The organism is Govania unica, assembly GCF_027920805.1.
Lineage (GTDB): Bacteria > Pseudomonadota > Alphaproteobacteria > Sphingomonadales > Govanellaceae > Govanella > Govanella unica.
In genome coordinates, this window is record NZ_JANWOI010000001.1 from 142,655 (window position 1) to 168,354 (window position 25,700).

22 protein-coding genes are annotated in these 25,700 nt (G+C 61.2%); 10 read left to right on the forward strand and 12 right to left on the reverse strand.

All coding sequences use genetic code 11. The features are described from left to right. Positions 1–43 precede the first annotated feature (43 nt). The 3 genes from NYP16_RS00620 (at position 44) to NYP16_RS00630 (ending at position 3,180) form a co-directional block, all read left to right on the forward strand. The gene (locus NYP16_RS00620) at positions 44–775 is read left to right on the forward strand and encodes a response regulator transcription factor (protein WP_274942169.1); all 732 of its coding nucleotides are present in this window, start codon (positions 44–46) and stop codon (positions 773–775) included. Then, positions 765–2,300 carry a sensor histidine kinase gene (locus tag NYP16_RS00625; protein WP_274942170.1) on the forward strand — a complete coding sequence of 512 codons (1,536 nt, stop codon included), beginning with the start codon at positions 765–767 and terminating at the stop codon, positions 2,298–2,300. Before NYP16_RS00620 ends, NYP16_RS00625 begins: the two co-directional genes overlap by 11 nt. A gap of 136 nt (positions 2,301–2,436) precedes the next feature. Then, on the forward strand, positions 2,437–3,180 hold the full coding sequence (locus tag NYP16_RS00630; protein WP_274942171.1) for an acyl-homoserine-lactone synthase: 744 nt from the start codon (positions 2,437–2,439) through the stop codon (positions 3,178–3,180). Positions 3,181–3,364: 184 nt separating this feature from the next. Here NYP16_RS00630 and NYP16_RS00635 read toward each other — a convergent pair whose 3' ends face one another. Continuing rightward, on the reverse strand, positions 3,365–3,868 hold the full coding sequence (locus tag NYP16_RS00635; protein WP_274942172.1) for an Lrp/AsnC family transcriptional regulator: 504 nt from the start codon (positions 3,866–3,868) through the stop codon (positions 3,365–3,367). A 164-nt stretch (positions 3,869–4,032) separates the two neighbouring features. Between NYP16_RS00635 and NYP16_RS00640 the strand changes: the two genes are divergently transcribed. From NYP16_RS00640 to NYP16_RS00650, 3 genes are all read left to right on the forward strand, one after another. Then, entirely contained in the window at positions 4,033–7,518 is a 3,486-nt protein-coding gene (locus NYP16_RS00640; RefSeq protein ID WP_429913136.1) for an indolepyruvate ferredoxin oxidoreductase family protein, read from the forward strand. 103 nt (positions 7,519–7,621) lie between these two features. Next, on the forward strand, positions 7,622–8,806 hold the full coding sequence (locus tag NYP16_RS00645) for an acetyl-CoA C-acyltransferase (RefSeq protein ID WP_274942174.1): 1,185 nt from the start codon (positions 7,622–7,624) through the stop codon (positions 8,804–8,806). Between the two features lie 106 nt (positions 8,807–8,912). Beyond that, complete coding sequence (locus tag NYP16_RS00650; protein ID WP_274942175.1) at positions 8,913–10,049, forward strand: acyl-CoA dehydrogenase family protein; 1,137 nt, start codon at positions 8,913–8,915, stop codon at positions 10,047–10,049. Positions 10,050–10,155: 106 nt separating this feature from the next. Here NYP16_RS00650 and NYP16_RS00655 read toward each other — a convergent pair whose 3' ends face one another. The 8 genes from NYP16_RS00655 to NYP16_RS00690 all read right to left on the reverse strand — a co-directional run bounded on the left by NYP16_RS00655 (position 10,156) and on the right by NYP16_RS00690 (position 19,148). Then, positions 10,156–10,410, reverse strand: coding sequence for a DUF6460 domain-containing protein (locus NYP16_RS00655; RefSeq protein ID WP_274942176.1), 255 nt, complete (start codon positions 10,408–10,410; stop codon positions 10,156–10,158). An 11-nt stretch (positions 10,411–10,421) separates the two neighbouring features. Continuing rightward, on the reverse strand, positions 10,422–11,423 hold the full coding sequence (locus NYP16_RS00660) for a DUF481 domain-containing protein (RefSeq protein ID WP_274942177.1): 1,002 nt from the start codon (positions 11,421–11,423) through the stop codon (positions 10,422–10,424). A gap of 121 nt (positions 11,424–11,544) precedes the next feature. Further along, entirely contained in the window at positions 11,545–12,162 is a 618-nt protein-coding gene (locus NYP16_RS00665; protein ID WP_274942178.1) for a YceI family protein, read from the reverse strand. Positions 12,163–12,191: 29 nt separating this feature from the next. Beyond that, positions 12,192–13,097: a zinc ABC transporter substrate-binding protein gene (locus NYP16_RS00670; protein ID WP_274942179.1), complete on the reverse strand. Its 906-nt coding sequence runs from the start codon at positions 13,095–13,097 to the stop codon at positions 12,192–12,194. A 411-nt stretch (positions 13,098–13,508) separates the two neighbouring features. Beyond that, positions 13,509–15,662, reverse strand: a complete 2,154-nt coding sequence (locus NYP16_RS00675; protein ID WP_274942180.1) for a 3-hydroxyacyl-CoA dehydrogenase NAD-binding domain-containing protein — start codon at positions 15,660–15,662, stop codon at positions 13,509–13,511. A gap of 17 nt (positions 15,663–15,679) precedes the next feature. Continuing rightward, positions 15,680–16,888: an acetyl-CoA C-acetyltransferase gene (locus tag NYP16_RS00680; protein ID WP_274942181.1), complete on the reverse strand. Its 1,209-nt coding sequence runs from the start codon at positions 16,886–16,888 to the stop codon at positions 15,680–15,682. 31 nt (positions 16,889–16,919) lie between these two features. Continuing rightward, the gene (locus tag NYP16_RS00685; protein WP_274942182.1) at positions 16,920–18,710 is read right to left on the reverse strand and encodes an acyl-CoA dehydrogenase C-terminal domain-containing protein; all 1,791 of its coding nucleotides are present in this window, start codon (positions 18,708–18,710) and stop codon (positions 16,920–16,922) included. 27 nt (positions 18,711–18,737) lie between these two features. Then, entirely contained in the window at positions 18,738–19,148 is a 411-nt protein-coding gene (locus NYP16_RS00690; protein ID WP_274942183.1) for a MerR family transcriptional regulator, read from the reverse strand. A gap of 423 nt (positions 19,149–19,571) precedes the next feature. On the opposite strand from NYP16_RS00690, the gene NYP16_RS00695 reads away from it, so the two are divergent. The 3 genes from NYP16_RS00695 to NYP16_RS00705 all read left to right on the forward strand — a co-directional run bounded on the left by NYP16_RS00695 (position 19,572) and on the right by NYP16_RS00705 (position 22,270). Next, positions 19,572–20,489 (forward strand): sulfite exporter TauE/SafE family protein, encoded by a 918-nt coding sequence (locus NYP16_RS00695; RefSeq protein WP_274942184.1) that lies wholly within the window; start codon positions 19,572–19,574, stop codon positions 20,487–20,489. Positions 20,490–20,528: 39 nt separating this feature from the next. Continuing rightward, on the forward strand, positions 20,529–21,359 hold the full coding sequence (locus tag NYP16_RS00700; protein WP_274942185.1) for a TIGR02186 family protein: 831 nt from the start codon (positions 20,529–20,531) through the stop codon (positions 21,357–21,359). 179 nt (positions 21,360–21,538) lie between these two features. Beyond that, on the forward strand, positions 21,539–22,270 hold the full coding sequence (locus tag NYP16_RS00705) for a cytochrome c biogenesis CcdA family protein (protein ID WP_429913131.1): 732 nt from the start codon (positions 21,539–21,541) through the stop codon (positions 22,268–22,270). A gap of 11 nt (positions 22,271–22,281) precedes the next feature. Here the strand turns inward: NYP16_RS00705 and NYP16_RS00710 are convergent, their stop codons facing one another. The 3 genes from NYP16_RS00710 to bioF all read right to left on the reverse strand — a co-directional run bounded on the left by NYP16_RS00710 (position 22,282) and on the right by bioF (position 24,515). Beyond that, entirely contained in the window at positions 22,282–22,563 is a 282-nt protein-coding gene (locus NYP16_RS00710; RefSeq protein WP_274942187.1) for a hypothetical protein, read from the reverse strand. 112 nt (positions 22,564–22,675) lie between these two features. Then, entirely contained in the window at positions 22,676–23,341 is a 666-nt protein-coding gene (gene bioD / locus NYP16_RS00715; protein WP_274942188.1) for a dethiobiotin synthase, read from the reverse strand. 1 nt (position 23,342) lies between these two features. Further along, entirely contained in the window at positions 23,343–24,515 is a 1,173-nt protein-coding gene (gene bioF, locus NYP16_RS00720; protein WP_274942189.1) for an 8-amino-7-oxononanoate synthase, read from the reverse strand. 194 nt (positions 24,516–24,709) lie between these two features. On the opposite strand from bioF, the gene bioB reads away from it, so the two are divergent. Beyond that, the gene (gene bioB, locus NYP16_RS00725; protein WP_346742445.1) at positions 24,710–25,699 is read left to right on the forward strand and encodes a biotin synthase BioB; all 990 of its coding nucleotides are present in this window, start codon (positions 24,710–24,712) and stop codon (positions 25,697–25,699) included. Position 25,700: the final 1 nt, after the last annotated feature.

The window sequence follows — 25,700 nt, forward strand, 5'->3', positions numbered from 1 at the left end:
GAAGTCTCCTGTTGCGACCCAAAACGGTCAATCCGGACCCCGCATGGCGGTGGCGATTGTCGATGATGACGATTTGTTCCGGGAGTCGCTGCGACTTAATCTTGAAGATGAAGGCTTTGCTGTCGAGGATTTCAGCAATGGCCTCGATGCGCTCCGCTATCTTGCCGGTCATCACGATATTGGCGTGGTGTTGCTCGATTGGAAAATGCCCGAGATTGATGGTCTGGCCGTGCTCCATCGGCTGCGTGCGGCGGGCAACGGGGTGCCGGTGATTTTCCTCACGGTGCTGAGCGATGAAATCTATGAAGAGGCGGCGCTTGAAGGCGGGGCCGTGGATTTCGTTGAAAAATCCCGTAGTTTTTCCATTGTGCTGAAGCGCATCGCCCTTATTGAAAGCGGCGCGAAAACACCGGGCGTTCTGCCGTCGGCCGAGCCGCGTTCGGAAACCATGGCCTTCGGCGCGCTGGTTTTATGGCCGCACAGCAAGCGCGTGGTCTGGCGTGACAAGACGGTCGAACTGACTGTGCGCGAATTCGATATCGTCGCCATGATGACCGAGCGGCGCGGCCATAATGTCACCTACCGCGATATATACGACACCGTGCATGGCAAGGGATTTCTGGCCGGGGATGGCAATGAGGGGCTGCGCAATACGGTGCGCGCCATCATCAAGCGCATTCGCCAGAAATTCCGTGCCGTTGATTCCGAATTTGACGTGATCGAGAACTACCCCGGGTTTGGCTATCGCTGGCGGGGTGATGGCCATGACGGCTGAGGCAAAACCGGTCGCGCGCCGGCAGCGTTGGTGGGAGGTCTCCCTCGCCACGCGGCTGATCATTCTCGTGCTGATTTTTCTTGCCGTGCCGGTCGTGCTCTATCGTCTGTTCGAGGCCGCCGACGACGACAAGCGCATCCTGTTGCTTGACAGTGTGTATGAACGCGGCCGCCTGACCATGGAGGTCTTGCGTCAGCAGCTTGAGACCGGGGGCACCAATGCCCTGCCGGTGATCGCCGATCAGTTGCAGGTGCTTGGTGCGCCGGATACCGTGCTCCGGCTGTTCTTCCGGCCGGGCCCCACCGATCAGGGTGGCGAGGCGGGGTTTTTCTATGTGGCGGCGGCTCCGGCCCGGCCGGTGGAGGAACTGGCGCGCGAACAGGCGGAGATGCAGCGACTGGGCATTTTCGATCGCCTCGGTGCGGCCTGCCGGGATGGTGTGCCGCAGGCGGCCCGCCATCAATTGGGTTCGGCGCGGGAGGAAGTGGTGATTTCGGTCACGCCGCTGCAAACGCCGGGCGGCTGCTGGACTTTGGTCACGGCCTTTTCCACCGCGGCCTTCCGCGACAGTTCGATTGGCAGGCCCTATTGGGAAACTGAGGAAATCCGCTTCGGTGCAGTGATTTATCTCGGTCTGTTTCTGGTCATGGCGACGGTGTTGTGGAGCGTCTGGCGCGGGCTCAAACGCTTGACGGCGCGGGCGCGGCTGATCCGGGAGCAGGGCGGCAGTTCGACCCGGCTTGCCCATGGCTTCACCGAGCTTGGCGGGCCGCGCGAAGTCAATGAGGTGGCGGAGGAGCTCGATCGTCTGGTGCAGACTCTCGACAGCACGGCCCAGACCCTGCGTGAGATTTCCCACGAAAACGCCCATGCCTTCAAGACGCCGGTGGCGGTCATCCGTCAGGCGATCGAGCCGATCAAGCGGCGGGCCGAGGAACCCCGTCTCAAAAGAGCCGTGGAGGTGATCGAGCTGTCGCTTGAAAAGCTGGATGAACTGATTGCCAGCGCCTGGCGGGTTGATGAGCTGATGGCGGATCTGCTGCATCCGCCGCAACAGAAGGTGGATCTGTCGAGTTTGCTCGAACGGCTTGGGCGCGATTATGCGACGCTCGCGCAGGCGCGGCGCGTCACGGTGCTGAGCCAGGTCGAGCCCGGCATCGATGTGCGTGGCAGTCTCGATATGCTTGAGGCGATCATTGAAAATCTGGTCGATAACGCGGTCAGTTTCACCCCGTCGGGTGGCCGTGTGCAGCTTGAGCTTGCAGGCGACCGGGGCTTTGCGGTGCTCAGCGTGTCGGACAATGGTCCGGGGGTCTCCGAAGATCAGGTGACGCGCATTTTCGATCGCTATTTCACCACGCGCTCTCAGGGGCATAAGGGCGCCCCGGGTGGTCACCTTGGGCTTGGCCTCTGGATCGTGAAACGCAATGTGGATGCCCTTGGCGGCTCGATTGTCGCCCGCAACCGCAGCGAGGGCGGATTGAAAATCACCTTGCGCTTGCCGCGTCTGGGCAACCTGTATTAACTCTTTTGCGCGACGTTGCCTGACGTTCCGGTCTGTCACAGCTTTGACACGTGTCGTGTGGGGTAACCTCCGGTATAAAATGTTTGTCATGAGGGCTACTCATGGCGAGTAATTTTTCAGAATAAAGGTCAAAACGGTGGACATTACTGTCGGGGCTGCAACGGTTGGCCAGAAGGGCAAGCCGGAAGAGGCTTATGTCGTCGCTGCAAAGAGCAGGGGTGACGATCGGGGAAGCATCGACATCGTGCCGGCGGATACTCCGGGTTTGCTCGAGCGCGTCTATCGTTTGCGCTATGACGTTTATTGTGTTGCCAATCAATTCGAAGACCGGGCGCACCAGATTGCCGGGTACGAACAGGATAAATACGACCAGTATTCGGTCCATAGTTTGCTGATGGACAGCGAGAGCGGGGCTGAGCTTGGAACTGTCCGCTTGATCCTGCCGAATGACGAGGTTTCGCTGCCCACACTTCAGGTGTCGCCGACGGTTGCCGAGGCGGCCGGGCTGCTGTTTCCGCAGGCGACGACTGCCGAAGCTTCGCGGTTTCTGCGGGCGGTTGATGTTTCCGGCTCGGCGTCGGGACAGCGGGAGTCGGCGCGTGAGACGCTCGCGCTCATGACCGCCATCGTGCAGATGTGCGCGTCGCAAGGCATGACCCATGTGCTGGCGCTGGTGACCAAGCCGATGTTGCGATTTCTGAACAGGTTTGCTCTGGCTTTCAAGCCGATCGGAGAGCCTGTTGAATTTCATGGCCTGCGCTATGCGGCCATTCTCGACCTAACGACGGACCTGTCCGTCGTTGCTGCCGAACGGCCGGATGTCTGGCGGACCCTCACGGCGGACGGGTTATATTATAACTCGCTCCACCCTGATCTCTGACCCCCCAACCCGCCGCCAAATTCCGGCGTTCGGCAGCGCACTTTTTCACTTAGATGATCACAAAAACATGTCCCCGCCGTCACTATGCTGACGGCGGGGACATGTTGGCTCCGCATGCACCCCCGATGGTGGAGCCCGATCAGTCGAGACCTCCCCCCTCGAGTTCCCGCCGTCGCTTTTAGTTTCAGCCGTCGCGGCGGTCATCTTGGGCGGTGTTGATATGGCGCACCGGCAGGGCCGTGGTGTATTTGACCTGGGTCACGACAAAGCGCGAATGCACTTCGCTCACGCCCGGCATGCGCAGGACCTGCTCGCGCAGAAAAGCTTCATAGGCGCGCATGCTGGTGGTGACGACCCGGAGCAGGAAATCCATGCCGCCGCTTACGGTGTAGCATTCGGTCACTTCGGCAAAGGCCAGCACGGCGTTTTCGAACTGTTCGAGCGCGTCGGCCCCATGCGAGGTCAGTTTGACGCTGGCGAACACCACGATGGGCAGGCCGACGGCGTCGGGGTCGAGAATGGCCACCCGGCGATTGATGATTCCCGTGTCCTCAAGCCGCTTGACCCGCCGCCAGCAAGGGGCTGGGGACAGGCCGACCTTTTCCGCAAGGTCGGTATTGGCGAGTCCCGCGTCTTGTTGCAGAATTTCAAGGATGCGGAGATCAATAGCGTCTAAGGGTATGCGCATTACTGTTTCTCATATTTTCTGTAAGCTGAAACGCTGTTGCCGTATGATGCCTAATAGCGGATGAATCGCAAGGACATTTCCGGGGTCCTCTGTAATAATAGTACAGTATTGCTGACGTATTCGCGGACACCCGGAAGACCGGGGTGCGGATCAGCCCGGGGAGCATCGGAATGAAATTCGACAAGGTCACACTCGACGATAAATATACCCAATCCGATGGCTCGGTGTTCATGTCGGGCACTCAGGCGCTGGTGCGCCTGCCGATCATTCAGCAGCGCCGCGATGCGGCTGCGGGGCTGAACACCGCGGGCTTTATCTCGGGTTATCGCGGCTCGCCGCTTGGCGGTTATGACCAGGCTCTGGTCAAGGCCAAAAAGATCCTGCAGGAGCATCACATCGAATTTCAGCCGGGGGTCAACGAGGATCTCGCGGCGACCGCGGTCTGGGGCAGCCAGCAGGTCAATCTGTTCCCCGGCGCGCGCTATGACGGGGTGTTTGGCCTGTGGTACGGCAAGGGCCCGGGCGTGGATCGTTCCGGCGACGTGTTCCGCCATGCGAATGCCGCTGGAACGGCGCCTTTGGGCGGTGTGTTGGCCATTGCCGGGGACGATCACGGCTGCAAATCCTCGACCCTGCCACATCAGACCGACCATACCTTCTATGGCATCATGATGCCGATCCTGTATCCGTCGAGCGTGCAGGAATTTGTCGAATACGGCCTCCTTGGCATTGCCATGTCGCGCTATTCGGGCTGCTGGGTCGCCTTCAAGACCCTGGCGGAAACGGTGGAGGTTTCGGCCAGCGTGTCGCTAGCCGGGGAAAAGCGGCAGATTCTGTTGCCGGGTGATGACGAATTTGAAATGCCTCCGGGCGGCGTCAATATCCGTATCGAGGAAAACTGGAAGAATTACGATTATCTCCTGCAGCGCTACAAGCTGTTCGCGGCCATTGCCTTCGCCAAGAAAAACAACATCAACCGCACCATCTGGGACAGCCCGCGCCCGCGCTTTGGCATTATCACTTCGGGCAAATCCTATGAAGACGTGCGCGAGGCCCTGACCGAGCTTGGCATTACCGAAGCCATCGCGGCCGAGATCGGGCTGCGGCTTTACAAGGTCGGCATGCCCTGGCCGCTTGAGCCCGATGGCGTACGACATTTCTCCGAAGGGCTTGAAGAAGTCCTCGTCGTCGAGGAAAAGCGCGAGCTGATCGAGAACCAGATCAAGCAACAATTGTTCAACTGGCGCGCCGATGTGCGGCCGCTCGTGGTCGGCAAGGTGGATGAACGCGGCGACTGGCTGCTGCATCCCGAAAACGATCTTTCGGTGGGTGAAATCGCTCATGTCATCGCCTCGCGCCTGTCGCGGTTCTATGACAGCGAGCGCATGCGCGAACGCCTCGCCTATTACACGGTGCGGGAGACAGAACAGGCGGCCTATCAGCCGGACATCACCCGCAAGGCTTATTTCTGTTCGGGCTGCCCGCATAACACCTCGACCCGCGTGCCCGATGGCAGCCGTGCCATGGCCGGGATCGGCTGCCATATCATGGCGACCTGGATGGATCGTTCGACCGCCACTTATACTCATATGGGCGGCGAGGGCGTGCCATGGGTCGGCAGTGCGCCGTTCACCGATGAAAAGCATATTTTTGCCAATCTCGGCGACGGAACCTATTATCACTCGGGGTCGCTGGCCATCCGTCAGTCGGTGGCGGCCGGGATCAATATCACCTATAAGATTCTGTTCAACGACGCCGTCGCCATGACCGGCGGCCAGCCCTTCGACGGCCCCCTGAGCGTGCCGATGATCGCCAATCAGGTGCTGTCCGAAGGCGCGAAGAAAGTGGTGATCGTCACCGACGAGCCGGATAAATATCCGGCCGACGCCGGGTTCCCGGAAGGCATCACCATCCGTCACCGCGACGAGCTCGATAACGTGCAAAAGCAAATGCGCGAGGAAACCGGCACCACGGTCATTATCTATGATCAGACCTGCGCCGCCGAAAAGCGCCGTCGCCGCAAACGCGGCACGTTCCCCGATCCGCAAAAGCGCGTGATCATCAATGATCTCGTCTGCGAAGGCTGCGGGGATTGTTCGGTGCAGTCGAACTGCGTCTCGGTCGAGCCACTTGAAACCGAATTCGGCCGCAAGCGTCAGATCAACCAGTCGACCTGCAACAAGGACTTTTCCTGCGTGAAGGGCTTCTGCCCGTCCTTTGTCACGGTCTATGGCGGCAAGCTGCGGAAAACCAAGGCTGGCGGCTTTGATGACCTGTTGAAAAATCTGCCGGATCCAGTCCTGCCGGAGGTCACGTCGTCCTATGACATTCTGGTCACCGGCATTGGTGGCACCGGGGTTGTCACCATCGGCGCGCTTCTTGGCATGGCGGCGCATCTTGAACATAAGCCGGTCACCGTGCTCGATATGGCCGGTCTCGCCCAGAAGGGTGGCGCGGTTTACAGCCATGTGCGCGTCGGTCCGGCGGGTTCGGTTCTTTACACGCCGAAGATCATCACCGGTGGTGCGGATCTGCTGCTCGCTTGCGATGCGGTGGTGGCGGCGGCTCCGGCCGGGGTCGAGCTGCTCAGGAAAGAACAGACGGCGGCGGTCATCAACAGCCATCGCACGCCGGTGGCCGGGTTCGTGCTCGATAAGAATATCGACTTCAAGGATGCGGCGGTGCGCGAAGCCTTGCGCAAGCGCACGCGGCCGGAGGCCACCCATTTCGTCAATGCGACCGAAACCGCCACGGCGTTGATGGGGGATTCGATTGCCACCAACCTGTTCATGCTCGGCTATGCCTATCAGAAGGGCCTGATCCCGCTGAGCGCAGACGCGATCGAAGAAGCCATTGCCCTGAATGGCACGGCGGTGGACAGCAGCCTCAAAACGTTCCGGAGCGGCCGTCTCGCCGCCCATGACGAAAGCGCTGTGGCAACCATCCTGAAGCCGCTGTTCGAAGCCACGGCGCCCGCGCCGTTGTCACAGTCGCTTGAAGAAATGATCGAACGTCGGGTGAGCTTCCTCACCGCCTATCAGAATGCGGCCTATGGGACGCGCTACCGCGATCTCGTGGCCGGAGTGCGCGCCCGGGAGACCATGGTCGCGCCCGGCCAGACGACACTCACCGAGGCGGTCGCCCGCTATGCCTTCAAGCTCATGGCTTACAAGGATGAATATGAAGTGGCGCGGCTTTATACCGAAGGCACGTTTGAAAAGCATCTGAAGGCGCAGTTCGAGGGCGATTATAAAATTGAATTCAATCTCGCCCCGCCGCTTCTGAGCAAAACCGACGCCAAAACCGGTCGTCCGGGGAAGATGACCTTCGGGCCCTGGATGTTGAAGGCGTTTCGCCTGCTCGCCTCGCTCAAGGGTCTGCGCGGCACGGCCTTTGACATCTTTGGCTATAGTCATGACCGTCGTGTGGAACGGCAATTGATTACTGCCTACGAGGCTGCGGTGCAGGTCCTGACGGACGGGCTCAGCGCCGCCAATCACGGGCTCGCGGTCGAGATTGCCCGGCTGCCCGAAGATATTCGCGGTTATGGCCCGGTCAAGGACGCCTCGCTCAAGACCGTGCAGGGCAAGTGGGACAGCCTGATGGCGCGGTTCCGCAATCCGTCGGAAAAGGCGCGCAGCGCCGCATAAGGCAAGGCAGCCATAGCCCGGAAAAGCTTTCTACGGGCAGGATCGGTGATATGATCCTGCCCGTAGAAAAGCATAAATAATCGGGGCCATAAGGAGAAAAATCATGAGCAGGGATCCAGTTGTCATTGTCGGCATGAGCCGCACCCCCATGGGCGGATTTCAGGGCGATTTCGCGGGCGTGACCGCGCCCGAACTGGGCACGGCGGCCATTCGTGCGGCGGTGGCCGGGGCCGGGCTTCTGCCCGCCGATATCGAGGAAACCATCATGGGTTGCGTGCTGCCGGCTGGTCTCGGTCAGGCGCCGGCCCGGCAAGCCGCACGGGGCGCGGGCATTCCCGACGCGGCCGGGGCGACCACGGTCAACAAGATGTGCGGCTCGGGCATGAAGGCGGCCATGTATGCCCATGACGCGCTGCTCGCGGGCAGCAATCATGTGCTGGTGGCGGGCGGCATGGAAAGCATGACCAACGCTCCCTATCTGCTGCCGAAGGCGCGTGGCGGCTATCGTCTGGGCCATCAGGTGGTGCAGGATCATATGTTCCTCGACGGTCTTGAGGACGCCTATGACAAGGGCCGCCTCATGGGCAGCTTTGCCGAGGACGCGGCGCAGCATTTCCAGTTCACCCGCGAGGCCCAGGACAATTTCGCCATCAGCTCGCTTCTGCGCGCGCAAAAGGCCATCCAGGACGGCCTGTTCACCGGGGAAATCACGCCGGTCACGGTCAAGGGCCGGGGTGGCGCGGTGGATGTCATCATCGACGAACAACCGGGCAAGGCCAGGATCGACAAGATCCCAACCCTCAAACCCGCCTTCGCTAAGGATGGCACGGTGACGGCGGCCAATTCCTCGTCGATCTCGGACGGGGCGGCGGCGCTGGTGATGATGCGCGAAAGCGAAGCCGAGCGGCGCGGTCTGACCCCCATCGCCCGCGTGCTCGGCCATGCGACCCATGCGGCGGCACCGGCCTGGTTCACCACGGCTCCGGTGGGCGCGATGCAGAAGCTTTTGGACAAGATCGACTGGACCAAGGATGACGTCGATCTTTATGAAATCAACGAAGCCTTCGCCGTGGTCGCCATGATCGCCATGAAGGAACTCGATCTCAATCATGACAAGGTCAATATCCATGGCGGGGCCTGCGCGCTCGGTCATCCGATCGGAGCCTCGGGCGCGCGGATTCTGGTGACGCTGATGGCGGCTTTGCAGAATCATGGGTTGAAGCGCGGCGTGGCAAGTCTTTGCATCGGCGGCGGCGAAGCCACGGCCATGGCGGTCGAGCTGGTTTAAGTGAATTCCGTCATGCGCGGGCTTGACCCGCGCATCCATATTGCCGAGGGCAGTGGATTGCCGGGTCAAGCCCGGCAATGACAGATGGGAAGACAGGGAACGCCACATGATCCTTTCCGAAGAACAACGCATGGTGCGCGATATGGCGCGCGACTTTGCCCAGGAAAAACTCGCGCCCAATGCCGCCGCCTGGGATGACGCGGGTGCGATCCCCATGGAGATCCTCCATGAGATGGGGGCGCTCGGTCTCATGGGCATGACCGTGCCCGAGGAATGGGACGGGGCCGCTGCCGATTATGTGTCCTATGCCCTGGCGCTGATGGAAATCGCCGCCGGCAATGGCGCGGTGTCGACGGTCATGAGCGTGAACAACGCGCCCTGTTGCGCTGCCGTGCTTGCGAACGGCACTGACGTCCAGAAAGACCGCTTTCTCCGCCCCATGGCGCGGGGTGAAAAGATCGGAGCCTTTTGTCTGACCGAACCGCAGGCGGGGTCAGATGCCTCGGCGCTTAAGACCCGGGCGCGGCGTACGGACGGCGGCTATGTGATTTCGGGCAGCAAGCAGTTCATCACCTCAGGCAAGATCGGCGGCGTGGCCATTCTGTTTGCCGTCACCGATCCGGAGGCGGGCAAGAAAGGCATTTCGGCCTTTGTGATCGACACCAAGACCCGGGGCTACACCGTGGCCAATGTCGAACATAAGCTTGGCCAGAAAGCATCCGACACCTGTTCGATCCTGTTTGACGATATGGAAGTTGCGGGTGACGCGCTGATGGGCCGGGAAGGTGACGGCTATAAAATCGCCCTCGCCAATCTCGAGGCCGGACGCATCGGCATCGCCGCCCAAAGCGTAGGCATGGCAAGCGCTGCGCTCGATTATGCGATCCAGTATGCGAAGGATCGCGTGACCTTTGGCAAGGCGATCATCGAGCATCAGGCGGTCGGGTTCCGGCTCGCCGACATGGCCACCAAACTCGCCGCCGCACGGCAGCTGGTGCTTCATGCCGCAAGCCTCAAGGACGCGGGCGAGCCCTGCCTGACTGAGGCCTCCATGGCCAAGCTCTTTGCGTCGGAAATGGCCGAGGAAGTCTGTTCGGCGGCCATTCAGACCTTGGGCGGCTATGGCTATCTCAAGGATTTCCCGGTCGAACGCATCTACCGCGATGTGCGCGTGTGCCAGATTTATGAAGGCACGTCGGATATCCAGCGGCTGGTCATCGCCCGCGCGCTTCAAGCGGGGTGAGCAGCATGGATGCCCGGGTCAAGCCCGGGCATGACAATAATTTAGGTGTTATTGCCGGGCTTGACCCGGCAATCCAGCTTTATCGGGTCGGCAATAACAGCGACGCTTACTTTTTGCGCCAGGCTTTCCAAAGATAAACCACGGCATAGATCGGCAGCACCACCGCGGCTCCGACCAGAAGATAGGTAAAGCCATCGGCGAAGATGGCTTTGACCAGACTGAGCAGCCATTGCACCAGGGTGACGATGCCGGACCAGAAATCATCAGGCCGGATGCCGAGGGTTGTCAGCACGAATCCGGCAATGAAACAGAGCCCGATGAGCCCGATGATTTTACCCGTGGTGATCTCCGGCAGGTTCATGGCGGTTCCGATTAAAAGTCATAGACGAGACCGGCGCGCGACACGGTATCGACTTTATGGGTGCCGAGCGGCGGCGCGGAATTATAGCGGTAGTTGTACGAAAACTGACCCGACAGCGCCCCGATGATGCGCAGTTTGAGCGCTGCGGTGGTGTCGAGGGTCTGTTGGTCATTGCCATAGATATACACCAGATCATGGCTGAGCGAAGCCGTGTCGGTGAATTTCCACAGGAAGGCCGAACGGGCATAACCGGCGAATTCGGTTTCATCGCGGTTGTCGATGAAGCTGGTTTGCCGGGAGCCCGGACCGGCTTCGAGATTGAAGGTCATATTGTCGCGGCGGATCACCCGATAACCCATACCGGCGGCTTCCGTGAAGCGATAGTCGATCTGCGAGAAGCGGTCGTTTTCATATTGCACGCTACCGAACAGATAGGTGCGATCCGACAGGGTATAGTTGATGTCATAGCCCGCGAGCCACCGTCTTTTGCTGGTGAAACCGTCGGTGCGTTCGAAATCAAACAGGCCATTCAGTTTGTGAGTCCAGTTTTCGGATTCATGAACGGCCTTGCCGATCACCGAGGCGGCGGTCTGCTGGGTATTGCCTGTGCTGCGGGTGGCGGCGACTTCGAGCGCGCCTTTCCAGCCGTCGAGGCTGAGGAGGCCTGGTTTTTTCTTGAGCTCGGGTTCAGACACCGGCTTGGCGAGATTGAGGGACGGGAAGGCGCCCATGGCGGCAGAGCGGATGGCCGGCGCCTTGTCGGGAGCGATCGCGGCCACGGCGGCGAGGATGTCTAGGGCTTTTTCCGGATTGGCTTCGATGGCGATCAGCGTCACCGCCTGCAAATTCGCGCCTTCATCACGTTCCGCGGCTTTTTTCAGCATCTTGGCCACGCTCGGCTCAACGGCGGCGGCATTTTGTGCAAATGCGGCTCCGGCGCTCAGGGAAAGGCTCAAGCCGAGGGTTGCTGCAAATGCGATACTGCGCAACAGGGGGCGGGCGGGTACTGACATACTGGTCCTCCGATAGTTTTTTTGCTGCGGATGTTGCCATCCGCAGCCTTTTACTCGGTCAGGACCATAAAAAAGGAATGCGGCAATTTCTTGCCGAATGTAGTGTTTTTCGCAGGTTTCTTTATTTTTTCATGTCATTAAACAGCAGCACGAAGCTGACCGGTACGGCGCTGCTGATGCTGGGCAGCTGGGCGAGGTCCATCATTTTCTTGATCCCGGCGGCAAGCCCGTATTTGTTGGCGTCGAGCATGAGCATTTCCTTGGGAGTGACGAGCACGCGGGTTGGGCTCAGCCGGGCGACCAGCAGTTCGGCATTTATGGTCTGTGAAACGCCATGGAGCGACAGCTGAAGCGGGGCCGAGACCGTGGTGGTTGCACCGGGCTTCAGGTCTTTCATGGTCTTCTGCGCTGCTGCGTCAAAATTCGCGGTGACGGTGGCGGCGGGGAATTTCGTCACTTCAAACAGAAATTCGCGCATGCGGTCGTTGCGGATGTCGGCCCAGGTTTCGACCGAGCCAAGTTTGATGGTGACGCTGGCCGCGCCGGTGTCGGAGACGCCGCCCGCAAGTTCGGTGAAATGATGCACTTCACCGACGTCGCCCTTCTTGACTGAGGCGAAACTCAGCGATGAATTTGCCGGGTCGAGGGTCCAGGCGGCCAAGGCTTGTCCGGCGACGAGCGGACTTGCCATGAGAAAACCGGCGACCAGAGCGGGGGAAAATTTGCGGCTCAAAGACATGTGCATTCGCTCCTTGATGAGAATGGCGGTCAGGATGGCTTCGGCGCGCTGTCAAGGCAAGACGCGAGATCGCGGGCGAGCTTTTCCATCATACGCTCATAGAGCCCGGGTCCCTGCGGCAAGGTCGTCCCGAGATGGTCCAACATGGCGACGCGCACCGGCAATCCCTCGACCACGGGCGCGATCAGCTTGGGCTCATATTCCGGTTCGGTAAAGAGGCAACGCAACTGATCGCGGCGGATGATGTCACGCAGGATGCGGATATGCCGGGCTCCGGCCACCGGATTTTCGGCCTGCTGTACGACGAAGCCGCGGTTGGTCAGACCGTAGCGCAGCTCAAGATACTGGTAGGCATCGTGAAAGGTCAGATAGGGCTGGGCGCGTACCGGCGTGAGCAGATGGTCGAGTGTGACTTTGAGCCGGTCGATCCGGGCCACGGCGGTTGCGGCGTTGCGCTGATAGAGGGCGGCATGGGCGGGGTCGATGCGGGCGAGCCGCGTGGCCGTGAGGCGCAGAATGGCAATGGCATTCTCAGGGTCGAGCCAGAGATGCGGATCAAGCGCGCCGGTGATCATGGGCTCGATGCGCTCGGCCGAGCGCCGCTCCACATGATGTTCAAGCGGGGGCTCATCGAGGAGCGTGATCACCCGCGCGGGGTCAAGCGCGGCGAGCGGCCGCTCAAGCCCCGGCTCAAGCCCGGGGCCGACGCGTATGATCAGGGCGGCGGAGCGAAGCGCGCGGGCGTCCGATGGCTTCAGGACATAATCATGGGGCGATTGCCCGCGTGGAATGAGTAAGTGCGGCGTGCCGACTCCGGTCATCACCTCGCTCACGAGCGCATGCAGCGGCAGCACGCTCACAACCACCCGCGGCGCGGCTTGCGCAGGCAAAAGCGCGGCCAGAAAAAACACAAGACTGAGGATGGCCTGCCGCACTGACGGATCTCCGAAACTGGGATGTTGCGGATGTTATAGTATAACAATATGCCGGAGGGCAATGGGGATGGTTTGTCCGTCAGAGTTCAGCCAGCAACCACCTGTCATTGCGAGGCGCCAGCCGAAGCAATCCAGTCCCGCCGTGGCAGAGCCTGACCAAAGCCCTGGATCGCCACGCCGCTTGCGCGGCTCGCGATGACGGGGGTTTCTCGCTTTTATTTTGTCATTGCCGGGCTTGACCCGGCAATCCATCTGGCTAGCAGTTTGCCGGTTGATCCATGGATTGCCGGGTCAAGCCCGGCAATGACAATGAATATATACGGCGGTTAGTTTTTCTGGTTGGGTTCTGATCGAGTCTCCATTCGTGTTGAGGCAGGGGCCTGCCTCAGCACATCACATGGCGCCTGTTCATCATGCGGCGTAGAAGGTCTCGCCCTTTGCGGCCATGTCGCGTAGCAGTTTTGGGGGGGTGAAGCGGTCGCCGTAGGCTTTGGCCAGGCGGTCGCATTCGGCGACGAATTTGGGCAGGCCGATGGTGTCGATCATCGACAGCGGGCCGCCGGTCTGGGGAGCGAATCCCCAGCCGAAGATTGCGCCGACGTCGGCATCCGCGGGGGCTTTGAGGACGCCTTCCTCATAGCAGCGCACGACCTCGATGGCCTGGCGGTAGAGGAGCCGTTCCTTGACCTCGTCTACCGATGGCTGGTCTGCGGCGGGCGGGAATTCGTCGGCGAGGCCGGGCCAGAGATGTTTTTTCGAACCGTCGGTCGGGTAATCGTAAAAGCCCTTGCCGGCCTTCTTGCCGATGCGGCCGAGCTTGGTGACGAAATATTCGGCCACGGCGTCGGCCGGGTGCGGCTGATAGGCGTCACCGAGCGCGGCTTTGGTGGCCTTGCCGACTTTATACATGAGTTCGATCGACACCTCGTCGCCGACGGCGAAGGGACCGACCGGCATTCCGGCCATAAGCCCGGCGTTTTCGATGAGCGCCGGTTTGACGCCTTCCTTCAGCATGGCGATGGCTTCGGTCGGGTAGGTGGCGAAACAGCGGCTGGTGTAAAAGCCGCGGCTGTCATTGACGACGATGGGGGTCTTGCGGATCTGCTGTACATAATCGAGCGCGCGGGCCAATGCTGCATCGCCGGTTTTCTCGCCGACGATGATTTCGACCAGCGGCATTTTTTCCACGGGCGAGAAAAAATGAATGCCGATGAACTGTTCCGGCCGTTTCGACGCCTCTGCCAATCCGGTGATCGGCAGGGTCGAGGTGTTCGAGGCATAGATCGAATCCCCCGGCATCACGGTTTCGGCCCGGGCGGTGACGTCGGCCTTGATCTTCACATCCTCGAACACCGCCTCGATCACGAGATCGCCGCCCGCGAGCTGCGCATAGTCGGTGGTCGCGGTGATGCGGGCCAAAAGCGCGTCGGCCTTGTCGCGGGTCATACGGCCGCGTTTGACGTCCTTTTCCACAAGGTCGACCGCATGGGCCTTGCCCTTGTCGGCGGCCTCCTGGCTCATGTCGATGAGCACGACCTCCATCCCGGCCTGGGCCGAGACATAGGCGATGCCCGCACCCATCATGCCGGCCCCGAGTACGCCGAGCTTGGCGATCTTTTTCTTTTCAACATTTGCCGGGCGACGGATCAGCTTGTCGGCCTCGCCCTTGTTGACGAACAGGGTGCGGATCATGTTGGCCGCCTCGGGGCGCAGAATGATCGAGGTGAGATAGCGGCCTTCGATGCGGAGAGCGGCATCGATCGGCACCTGATGGCCTTCATAGACGGCGGCCAGAATGGCCTGCGGGGCTGGATAGACATCCTTGGTTTCCCGCCGCAGCATGGCCTCGGCGGCCATGAAGGTCTGGACGATTTTCGGCGTCATGGCGCCGGAGCCGCCGGGGACCTTGAAGCCTTTCTGATCCCAGGGCTGCACCGGGCTGCCGCCTTCGCGGATCCACAATATGGCGGTATTGACCACATCGGCGAGGGGGGCGATCTTATGCACGACACCAAAGCCGAGCGCTTCCTGCGGGCTCATGGAGCGGCCCTGCAACAGATAGGGCAGCGCCGCCTGCACGCCCATCAGACGCGGCAGGCGCTGAGTGCCCCCGGCACCGGGCAGCAACCCGACTTTCACTTCCGGTAGGGCCAGTTGCAGTTTCGGATCGTCGGCCACCACGCGGTAATGACAGGCGAGCGTGATCTCAAGCCCGCCGCCCATGGCCAGGCCGTTGATGGCGGCGGCAAACGGCTTGCCGCAGGTTTCCATCTTGCGGAGCAGTTTGCTCAGGGTCATGCAATGCTCAAGCGCGTCCTCGACGGGCGTGGTTTGCGCTTTTTTGGACATGGCAGCCAGCATGGTGAGATCCGCGCCAGCCATGAAGGCGGGCTTGGCCGAGGTGAGGATGGCGCCCTTGATGGCCGGGTCCGTGCTCACGCGGTCGATCAGGCTGTCGAGATCGCGCATCATCTGTTCGGTGATCATGTTCATGGAACGGCCGGGCAGATCGAGGCTCAGGATCGCCACATCGCCGTCGACGGTGTATTTTATGGTCTCGGTCATGACTGTTTCCTTGTCTCTTAGACGCGTTCGATGATGGTGGCGGTGCCCATGCCGCCGCCGATGCAGAGCGTCACAAGCGCCGTGCTTTTGCCGCTGCGCTCCAGTTCATCGACCACGGTGCCGAGGATCATGGCGCCGGTCGCGCCCAAGGGATGGCCCATGGCGATGGCGCCGCCGCAGACATTGATATCCTTGTGATCAATATCGAGCACTTCCATGAAGCGCAGCACCACGGCGGCGAAGGCTTCGTTCAGTTCCCAAAGATCGATGTCGGATTTGGTCATGCCTGCGCGTTTGAGGGCTTTCTCTGCGGCGTAGGACGGGCCGGTGAGCATGATGGTGGGTTCGGACCCCACATCAGCGAAGGCCCGGATACGGGCGCGCGGACGGAGGCCGAGACGATTGCCCATCTCCTTGGTGCCGATCAGCACGCCGGCTGCGCCATCGACGATGCCGCTTGAATTGCCGGCGTGATGCACATGATCGATGCGCTCCACATCGGGATACCGCAGCAGGGCGACGGCGTCGAAGCCGAACATTTCGCCCTGATCGGCGAAGGACGGTTTGAGCGCGCCGAGAGTCTGGAGCGTGGTGTCCGGACGGATGAATTCATCATAGTCGAGCACGGTCAGGCCCAGCATGTCCTTCACCGGCAGGATTGATTTGGCGAACCGCCCCTCGGCCCAGGCCTGCGCCGCGCGCTTCTGGCTTTCGACCGCGAAGGAATCCACATCGGTGCGGCTGAACCCGCTTTGGGTAGCGATGAGATCGGCGCCGATGCCTTGCGGCACAAAACCCATGCGATGGGCGACCGTCGGGTCCGAAAACCAGGCTCCGCCGTCGCTGCCCATGGCGACGCGCGACATGGATTCGACACCGCCGCCAATGATCAGATCGGCTTGCCCCGCCATCACCTTGGCCGCCGCCATATTGCAGGCCACAAGGCCCGAGGCGCAGAAGCGGTCGACCTGCAGGCCGGGGATTTCCAGCGGCAAACCGGCATTCAGCACGGCGGCGCGGGCGATGTCGCTGCCTTGTTCGCCAACCGGGGAGACGACGCCGAGAATGACATCATCCACCAGCGACATATCCACCTCATGGCGATCGCGGAGGCCGAGCAGAACCTGGCTTGCGAGCGTGATGGGGGTGATTTCATGCAGGCTGCCGGTGGCTTTGCCGCGCCCGCGCGGGGTGCGGACATGGTCGAGAATATAGGCATCGGTCATGGCTCTGTTCCTTGACTATGAGATCCGCTGATCAAAAGGCGTCGGCGGCAAGCGCCATCACCGGGTCCGCGCCGGATTCGACGCGGGCGAGGTGGGTCGCGGTTTCAGGAAGCACGCGGGCAAAATAGAAGCGCGCGGTCTGTAGCTTGTTGGTATAGAACTCGGTCTCGCTGGTGCCGGCGGCCAGTTGCGCTTGCGCTGTCTTGGCCATGCGCGCCCACAACCAGCCAAGGGTTACGAGCGCCATCAGATTGAGATAATCATGGGCTCCGGCTCCGGCATTGTCGGGGTTTTTCATGCCATGCTGCATGAGCCACATGGTGGCCTGCTGCAATTGCTGCAAGGACTTGCCGAGCGGGGCGGTGAATTCGGTCATCTCCGCCGTATCTTTTTCGGCGGTGATGAAGTCCTGCACCAGGGCGAAATAGGCGCGTACGGAGCGACCACCATCCGCAGGCAGTTTGCGGCCGATAAGATCCATGGCCTGCACGCCGTTGGTGCCTTCATAGATCATGGCGATGCGGGCATCGCGGACGAATTGCTCCATGCCCCATTCGCGGATATAGCCGTGCCCGCCGAGACATTGCAGCGCCAGATTGGTGGCCTCAAAGCCCTTGTCGGTGAGATAGCTTTTGGCCACCGGCGTCATCAGGCTCAGCATATCAAGCGCGGTCTGGCGGGCCGCCGCATCGGGGTGGCGGCGGGTGATGTCGGCCTGAAGACCGGTCCAGAGCGCAAGCGCCCGCGTGCCTTCGTTGAAAGCGCGGATGGTCATCAGCATGCGGCGCACGTCGGGATGGACGATGATCGGATCGGCGGGCTTGGCCGTATCCTGGGGCCCGGTCAGCGCGCGGCCCTGAATGCGGTCTTTGGCATAGGCGGCGGCGTTCTGATAGGCGACCTCGGCAATGGCGAGGCCCTGGAGCGCCACCCCAAGCCGGGCTTCGTTCATCATGGTGAACATGGCGCGCATGCCCTTGTTGGCTTCGCCAATGAGCCAGCCCTGGGCGTCATCGTAATTCAGCACGCAGGTGGCGTTCGAATGGATGCCCATTTTTTCTTCGATGCGGGCGCATTGCACGCCGTTCCGACCGCCAAGACTGCCGTCGTCATTGACCAGCATCTTCGGCACCACGAACAGGCTGATGCCCTTGATGCCTTCGGGGGCGTCGGGCAGGCGGGCCAGCACCAGATGAATGATATTGTCGGTCAGGTCATGCTCGCCCGCCGAGATGAAAATCTTGGTGCCGGTGAGTTTATAGCTGCCGTCGCTTTGCGGCACGGCCTTGGTGCGGATGAGGCCAAGATCGGTGCCGCATTGCGGCTCGGTCAGGTTCATGGTGCCGGACCATTCGCCGGATACCATGTTGGGGAGATATTTGTTTTTAATGTCGTCGCTCGCATGGACCTCAAGCGCTTCGGTCGCGCCTTTGGTGAGGCCCGGATACATAGCGAAGCCCCAGTTGGCGGCGATCATCATTTCGCTGATGGCGAGCCCCAGGGTCTGCGGCATGCCCTGACCGCCATGGTCGGGGTTCGAGGTCATGCCCTGCCAGCCGCCGTCTTTGTAAAGCTTATAGGCGTCCTTGAAGCCCTTCGGCGTGATCACATTGCCGTTGTCCCAATGACAGCCCTCCTCATCGCCCGGGAGATTGAGCGGATGGAGGACTTCTTCGGTCAGTTTGGCGCCTTCGGCCAGGATGGCGTCCACAAGATCCGGGGTGACTTCGTCAAAGCCAGTGAGCTCGGTCTGGCCGGTGAGAGACAACAGCTCGTGGATGACGAATTGCAGGTCACGAACGGGGGCTTTGTAGGACGGCATGGTCGGGCTCCTTTGGCGGCAAATGGGTCAGCGCTGGCCTTTGGCCTCTGCTGGCGCGGGATCTTCCCGGGTCAGCAGATCTTCGATGGTGGCGCAGAAATCCTGGACCTCGCGGAGGGTGGCTTCGATATCCTCACGCTGACGTTCGAGGATGCCGATGCGTTCCCTGAGCTTGACGAGCGTGGCCCGGCGCTGGGTCAGACGGTTGTCACCGAGGTCATACATATCAAGCAGTTCGCCGATTTCAGCCAGCGACAGGCCAACCCGCTTGCCACGCAAAATCCAGGCGAGCCGTGTGTGATCGCGAGTCGAATAGATGCGGTTCTGACCGACGCGCTCAGGATTGATGAGATCGCGGTCTTCATAAAAGCGGATGGCACGCGGGGTGACGCTGAACTCCTGCGCGAGATCGGAGATGCTGTAGGTCTTGTCAGACATGCTGTTGCCGGCCTCTCGCAATCGGGGGACGCTTGGGTGATGGCAGAAGCTTACTTTACGTTGACGTAAACGTCAATTTTCTCTCGGCTGGAGAGATTATCGTGTCAGGTAGAGAAGGATCATAGCATGCACAGCATAAAGTGACAGGCTGGATGCAGGGTGGTGCCGCCTGCAAGGGGGCCGTCATCCTAAGTGCAGCGACGGGATGACGTGTGTTTTGGATATTTCCGGCCTCGGACATGCAGCGCAATTGTCCTGTCATTCCCGAGCTAGTCTATCGTCTTTCTGGATATTCTACAGTTTTTTCCTGCAGATTAGACTGGCTTTTCCACGGGGCTTGGCGTAACAGCAAGGCAGAGTTGCGTTTTTTATGGCAGACTAGGCCAACCGCAGTTTTCCAGATCGAAATTTCAGAACAGTCATATGCAGATTTATCTGCCCATCGCCGAACTTTCTCTCAACGTGTTCCTGCTGCTTGGCATGGGCGGGCTCGTCGGGTTTTTGTCGGGCATGTTCGGGGTTGGCGGCGGCTTTCTGATGACGCCTTTGCTGCTGTTCGCCGGTGTGCCGTCGGCGGTGGCGGTGGCGTCGGGTGCGAACGAGATTACGGCGGCCTCTATTTCTGGCGCGCAGGCCCATTGGCGGCGTGGCGGGGTTGATGTCAAAATGGGGCTGGTGCTGTCGGCGGGCGGGCTTGTGGGCTCCTATGCCGGGGCGATCGCCTTCAAGATCTTGCGTGCCACCGGCCAGCTTGAGCTGATGATTTCCGTAGCCTTCGTGATTTTTCTCACCAGCATGGGATTGCTTATGCTGGTGGAAAGCGGCCGCACCATCTGGCGTCAGCACAAGGGCTTGCCGGTGGCGCCGCGCCGCCGCCATCGCACCTGGGTTGACAGCTGGCCGCATAAGATGCGGTTTCGCAAATCGCTGCAATACGTGAGCGTCTATCTGCCGCTGATGATCGGCGCGGTGGTTGGCATCATGGTGTCGCTGATGGGGGTCGGCGGCGGCTTTATCATGATTCCAGCGATGATTTATATCCTCAACATGCCGACCAATGTGGTGATCGGGACCTCGCTGTTTCAGATCACAGTGGTGACCGGGGCCGTGACTTTTTTCCATTCGATCAACACCCAGTCGGTCGATGTGGTGCTGGCGCTGATTCTTTTGGTCGGGGCGGTGATCGGAGCCCAGCTTGGGGTGCGTGTCGGCTATAAGCTTCGCGGGGAACAGTTGCGCGGGTTGCTTGGGCTCATGGTGTTCTGTGTCGGATTGCGCATGGGGTTTGACCTTTTTGTCACCCCGCAGGATTTCTTCTCCGTCACGCCGGTGCTGGGGTAGGACATGGTCAGGCTGGGCCGGTGCATAGGGATTTTGGGCATGGTGCTGGCCCTCGCGCAGGGGCAGGCGGCAGCGGAAGATAAGCTTGAAACCTCAACCGGCCGGGCCGATCCGCGCGGCTTGATTGCTGATATTTCCTCGAACCAGATCGCCATCACCTCAAGTTTCCGCGGCACCAGTCTGTTGCTGTTCGGGGCCATCGACTGGCGTCGCGTGCAGCATGACAAATGGACCCGCGCGCCGCGGCCGGGCGAGACGCTGAACGATGAAACCAATCGCCGCCCGTTCGATGTCATCATGGTGGTCGAAGGTCCGAAACAGTCCTATGTGGTGCGGCGCAAGGAAAAGATCGGCGGGATCTGGGTCAATCGGCACGCGGCCACGGTGCGCGATCTGCCAAGTTTTTATGCCCTGACCGCGACCCGCGCGCCGGTGGAAATCCTGATGCCGGCGGAACTCAAACGCTATCCGGTGGGCTTTGCCGAGCTGCCGTTCAAATGGAGCGCCGCGCCGCCTGCGGCACAGACCACCAGTTACCGCAATGCGGTGTTGCGTGATCTGGTGTCGGCGCGGGTCTATTCCGAACGGCCGGGCAGTCTTGTGGTGATGGATCACACGCTGTTTCGGGCCGAGGTGGAATTCCCTGCCAACGTGCCGGTCGGGCCTTACCGGGTCAATATCTATCTTGTCTGGGACGGCAAGGTCATCGCCCATCAGACAGCGCCGCTTTCCATTGATAAAATCGGCTTCGAGCGGGCGGTTTATACCTTTGCGAAAAGTGAACCGGCGCTTTATGGGCTGATTGCGGTGATCATCGCGGTCGTCGCCGGGATGTTTGCCGGGGCGCTGACCCGACGCTTCACGGGCTGAGGGCATTTCGAGACGCCGCTTGCGCGGCTCCTCAATGCGAACGAACGGGTTTTTGGGTGGCCGGTTCCGATCCGTTCGTCCTGAGGAAGCCCCGTGAGGGGCTGTCTCGAAGGACCGGTGCAGGTGATTGCTGCGCCACCCTCTTCCCCCTTTGCCTCTGATCGGCTATGACGGGAGCCATGATGACCGGAGACGTTAGTTTTTTAATGGCCTTTCTCGGCGGGGTGTTGAGTTTTGTCTCGCCCTGCGTGTTGCCGCTTGTGCCGGCCTACTTCTGTTTTCTCACCGGCGCGAGCCTTGAGGAACTGACCGAAGGCGGCTCCGCGCGGGTCAATCCGCTGCCACGGGCCTTCGCCTTCGTGCTTGGGTTTTCGACGGTGTTCGTGGCTCTTGGCGCGGGGGCTTCGGCGCTCAGCCAGCTGCTGCGCAGCAATCTCGATATTTTCTCCCTGATCGCCGGGGCGGTGGTGATCCTGCTTGGGCTTCATTTCATGGGGCTGTTCCGCATCGCTTTCCTCGATCGTGAGGCGCGGCTGCATCCCGACAGCAAGCCCATGGGGTTGCTTGGCGCTTATGGCATCGGGCTTGCCTTTGCCTTTGGCTGGACGCCCTGCATCGGTCCGATCCTCGGGGCCATTCTCGCGGTGGCGGCGACCCAGCAGGGGATCGGCAGCGGGGTCGGTTTGCTCGCGGTTTATTCGCTCGGGCTCGGCATTCCGTTTTTGCTGGCGGCGTTTGGCGTGAAGGCCTTTACCCGGTTCCTGATCCGCTTCCGGCCTCATGTGCGGAAGGTGGAGCTTGTGGCGGGCGTGCTGCTGGTGGCGACGGGCATCGCCATTATGACCGGATCGCTGCAAACGCTTGGCACTACGTTGTTCGAGTGGTTCCCCTGGCTGCAGAATATCGGCTGAAAAAGCCGGGTCTAATGGACCAGTGCCATGGGTTCCGGCGTGAAATCCAGATGATCGGCAAGGCGGCTCCAGATCTCGGCTGATACGCCTTCCCACATCTCGCGGCCGCTCTCGTCTCCAAGATTGCGCATTTTCTGCACCGCTTCGGCGGCGATGGCGATGGCGCGTTCGCCAAAACGTCCAAGCAGGCTGTCGGCCACCGTGGCGAAATAGCAGCCGGGGTCGATGCCGCTTTCATCCTCAAGCGTCTTGAGCATGGATTGGGCTTTCATGCCGTCATGGGTTTTCTGCATGTCTTCCTCCAGAGAGCGTTCCTTGGAGACGGCAATGCAAATGGCTTGCCAAGTTTATTTGACGTGAAATCAATAGCTTGGCGAAATCTGACTGGGCAGGATTTGCCGACTGTCAGAGGAGGGCGGTCAAAAGATCCGGGGCCCCGGTAAGATCGTCGCCAAGGCGCGGCAGGATCAGCACCGGAATATCGAGATGGCGGCGGATGGTGGCGGCGGTCTCTTCAAGCGGCACCGGCGATATCGGGGAGGCGCTCAGGATGATGGCGGCAACCGGGATGCCGCGTGTCTGAAGGGCGGTGACGGTGGCGATGCTGTGGCTGATGGTGCCGAGATAACTGCCCGCGATAACGAGCGCCGGAGCACCCGTATCCATCATCCAGTCGGCCACCGTATGGCGATCATCCAGCGGCACAAAGGCCCCGCCGACGCCTTCGATGAGCACGAGATTCTCGGGTCCGACGAGGGCGGCTTTTGAGAAGGCACCAAGGGCGGCGACGTCGATCACTTTGCCCTCCCGCGCGGCGGCCATGTCGGGGGACAGGGGTGCGCGAAACCGCCAGGGGGTGATGGCGTGGATATTGTCCGCCGTGGCGTCTAGGCCTTGGGCGGCCAGCAACTGATGGCTGTCGCTCTCGGTCATGCCATCTTCATATCCGCTCAGGACTGGTTTCAGGGCGCGCACGCTGAGGCCCCGGGCCCGGGCCTGCCGGGTTAGGAGGGCGGTAACAAAGGTCTTGCCGATCTCGGTGCCGGTGGCGGTGATGAAATAACGCCGCATGTCACACCGTTTCCGGCCGTGCGGGGAGGATGGCAAGCGCCGTGATGGCCTCGGTCAGACGGATCACGTCGGCGTCGTCATGGGCGGCGGTGAAAGTGATGCGGAGCCGCGCCGTGCCCTCGGCCACCGTGGGCGGCCGGATGGCGACCACCAGAAACCCCTGGGCTTCAAGGGCTTTCGAGGCGGCAAGGGCCTGATCCGCCGCACCGATGATGACCGGCACGATGCAGGTCTCCGGTGTGGGCAGGCCGAGCCTGGCCGCGAACAATCGGGCTTTGCGCACCGGCTCGGCCCGAAGTGCCGCGTCGCATTCGATGATATCGAGCGCGGCGATGGCGGCGGCGGCGCTCGCAGGCGGCAGGCCGGTGGTGAAGACGATGCTGCGGGCCCGGTTGCGGACGAAATCAATGACCGGCGTCGAGGCGCAAAGATAGCCGCCATAGGAGCCGATGGCTTTGGACAAAGTGCCCATTTGCAGGGGAACCCGGGCTTTTTCACTGCCGATGAAGCTCGATCCCCGGCCTGCGCCGAGCACGCCGACACCGTGGGCGTCATCGGTCAGAAGCCAGGCGTCATGGGCCTCGGCCAGCGGCCCAAGCTGATCAAGCGGGGCAAGGTCGCCGTCCATGCTGAACACGCCATCGGTCAGGATCAGGGCATGGGGATGCTGGCCGCGATGGGTGGCGAGCAGCTCCGCGAGATGCGCCATATCATTGTGGCGGAACACATGAACCGTGGCCGCGCTCAGCTTGGCGCCGGCGAACAGGCAGGCATGGCAAAGTTCGTCCATGAAAATCACGTCATCCGGGCCGGTGAAGCAGGGGATGATGCCGATATTGGCCAGAAAGCCGCTGCCGAACACCAGAGCCGCCTCAGTCCCCTTGAGCCGGGCGAGCCGGGTTTCAAGTTCGCCCATGAGCGGATGATCGCCGGTCACCATGCGCGACGCCGCGGCTCCGGTGCCATAAAGCTCGATGGCCTCGCGGGCGCGAGCCTTGACCTCGGGGTGATGGGCCAGATTGAGATAGTCATTGCAGGAAAAGGAGATCAGCCGCCGCCCCTCGCGCGTGACCCCGGCCCGGGCGTCGCGTACCGTCGGCACGGTGCGGCGGTCAAGCGCCGCAGCCCGGATACGGTCGAGTTTGGCCCTGGCAAAATCATCGAGTGAGGTCATGGCGGATCCGTCTGGTAAAATGCGCTGCATCTTGGGCGGCGCGGTCTTTCGAGTCAATCTTGCGTGGGTTTTATAGAAAACCGCGATCGGGTGCATTGGTGGTTTCGTCTTGACTTGAGGCACCGGCTCAGCGACGGTGCGGCGAACAGGCACAGCTAGGGATTGGCTATCCAATGAACGCTCCGACAACCAGCATGACCCCGTCCTCGTCCGTTTCCTGCTGCGGTCCAGAAGCTCCGGCGGACAATTTCCGTCATGACTGGACCCGCGAAGAGGTTGAGGCGCTGTTCGCGCGTCCCTTCGCCGATCTTATGTTTGATGCGCAGACCCTGCATCGTCAGAATTTTGACGCGAACAAGGTGCAACTGAGCCAGCTGCTCAGCATCAAGACCGGCGGTTGCCCGGAAGATTGCAAATATTGCCCGCAGTCGGCGCTTTATGACACCCAGGTCAAAGCCGAAAAACTGATGGATGTGCAGGCTGTGCTCAAGGTCGCGGAAAGCGCCAAGGCGGCCGGAGCCACCCGCTTCTGCATGGGTGCCGCCTGGCGCAGCCCCAAGGATCGCGACCTTGAAAAGGTGTGCGAGATGATCGAGGGCGTCAAGGCCATGGGTCTTGAAAGCTGTGTCACTCTCGGCATGCTCGGGGAGACGCAGGCCCAGCGCCTGAAGGTCGCCGGTCTCGATTATTACAACCATAATATCGATACCTCGCCCGAGTATTATAAAGAGATCATCACCACCCGGACCTATGACGATCGTCTGGAAACCTTGCAGAACGTGCGCGACGCCGGGATCAATGTCTGCTGCGGCGGGATTGTCGGCATGGGCGAGGATCGCTCCGACCGCGCCGGGATGCTGATCACGCTTGCCAATATGCCGAAACATCCGGAAAGCGTGCCGATCAACATGCTGGTGCAGGTGGAAGGCACGCCGCTTGATCATGAAAATCAGATGGACGCGCTTGAATTCGTGCGCACCATCGCCGTCGCCCGCATCCTGATGCCGGCGTCCTTCGTGCGGCTGTCGGCCGGGCGTGAGGATATGAGTGACGAGACCCAGGCGCTTTGCTTCCTCGCCGGGGCCAATTCGATCTTTTACGGTGAAACGCTTCTGACCACGCCGAACCCGGCTCAGAACAATGACACGGCCCTCTTTGCACGGCTGGGCATCACGGCGGCCTGAT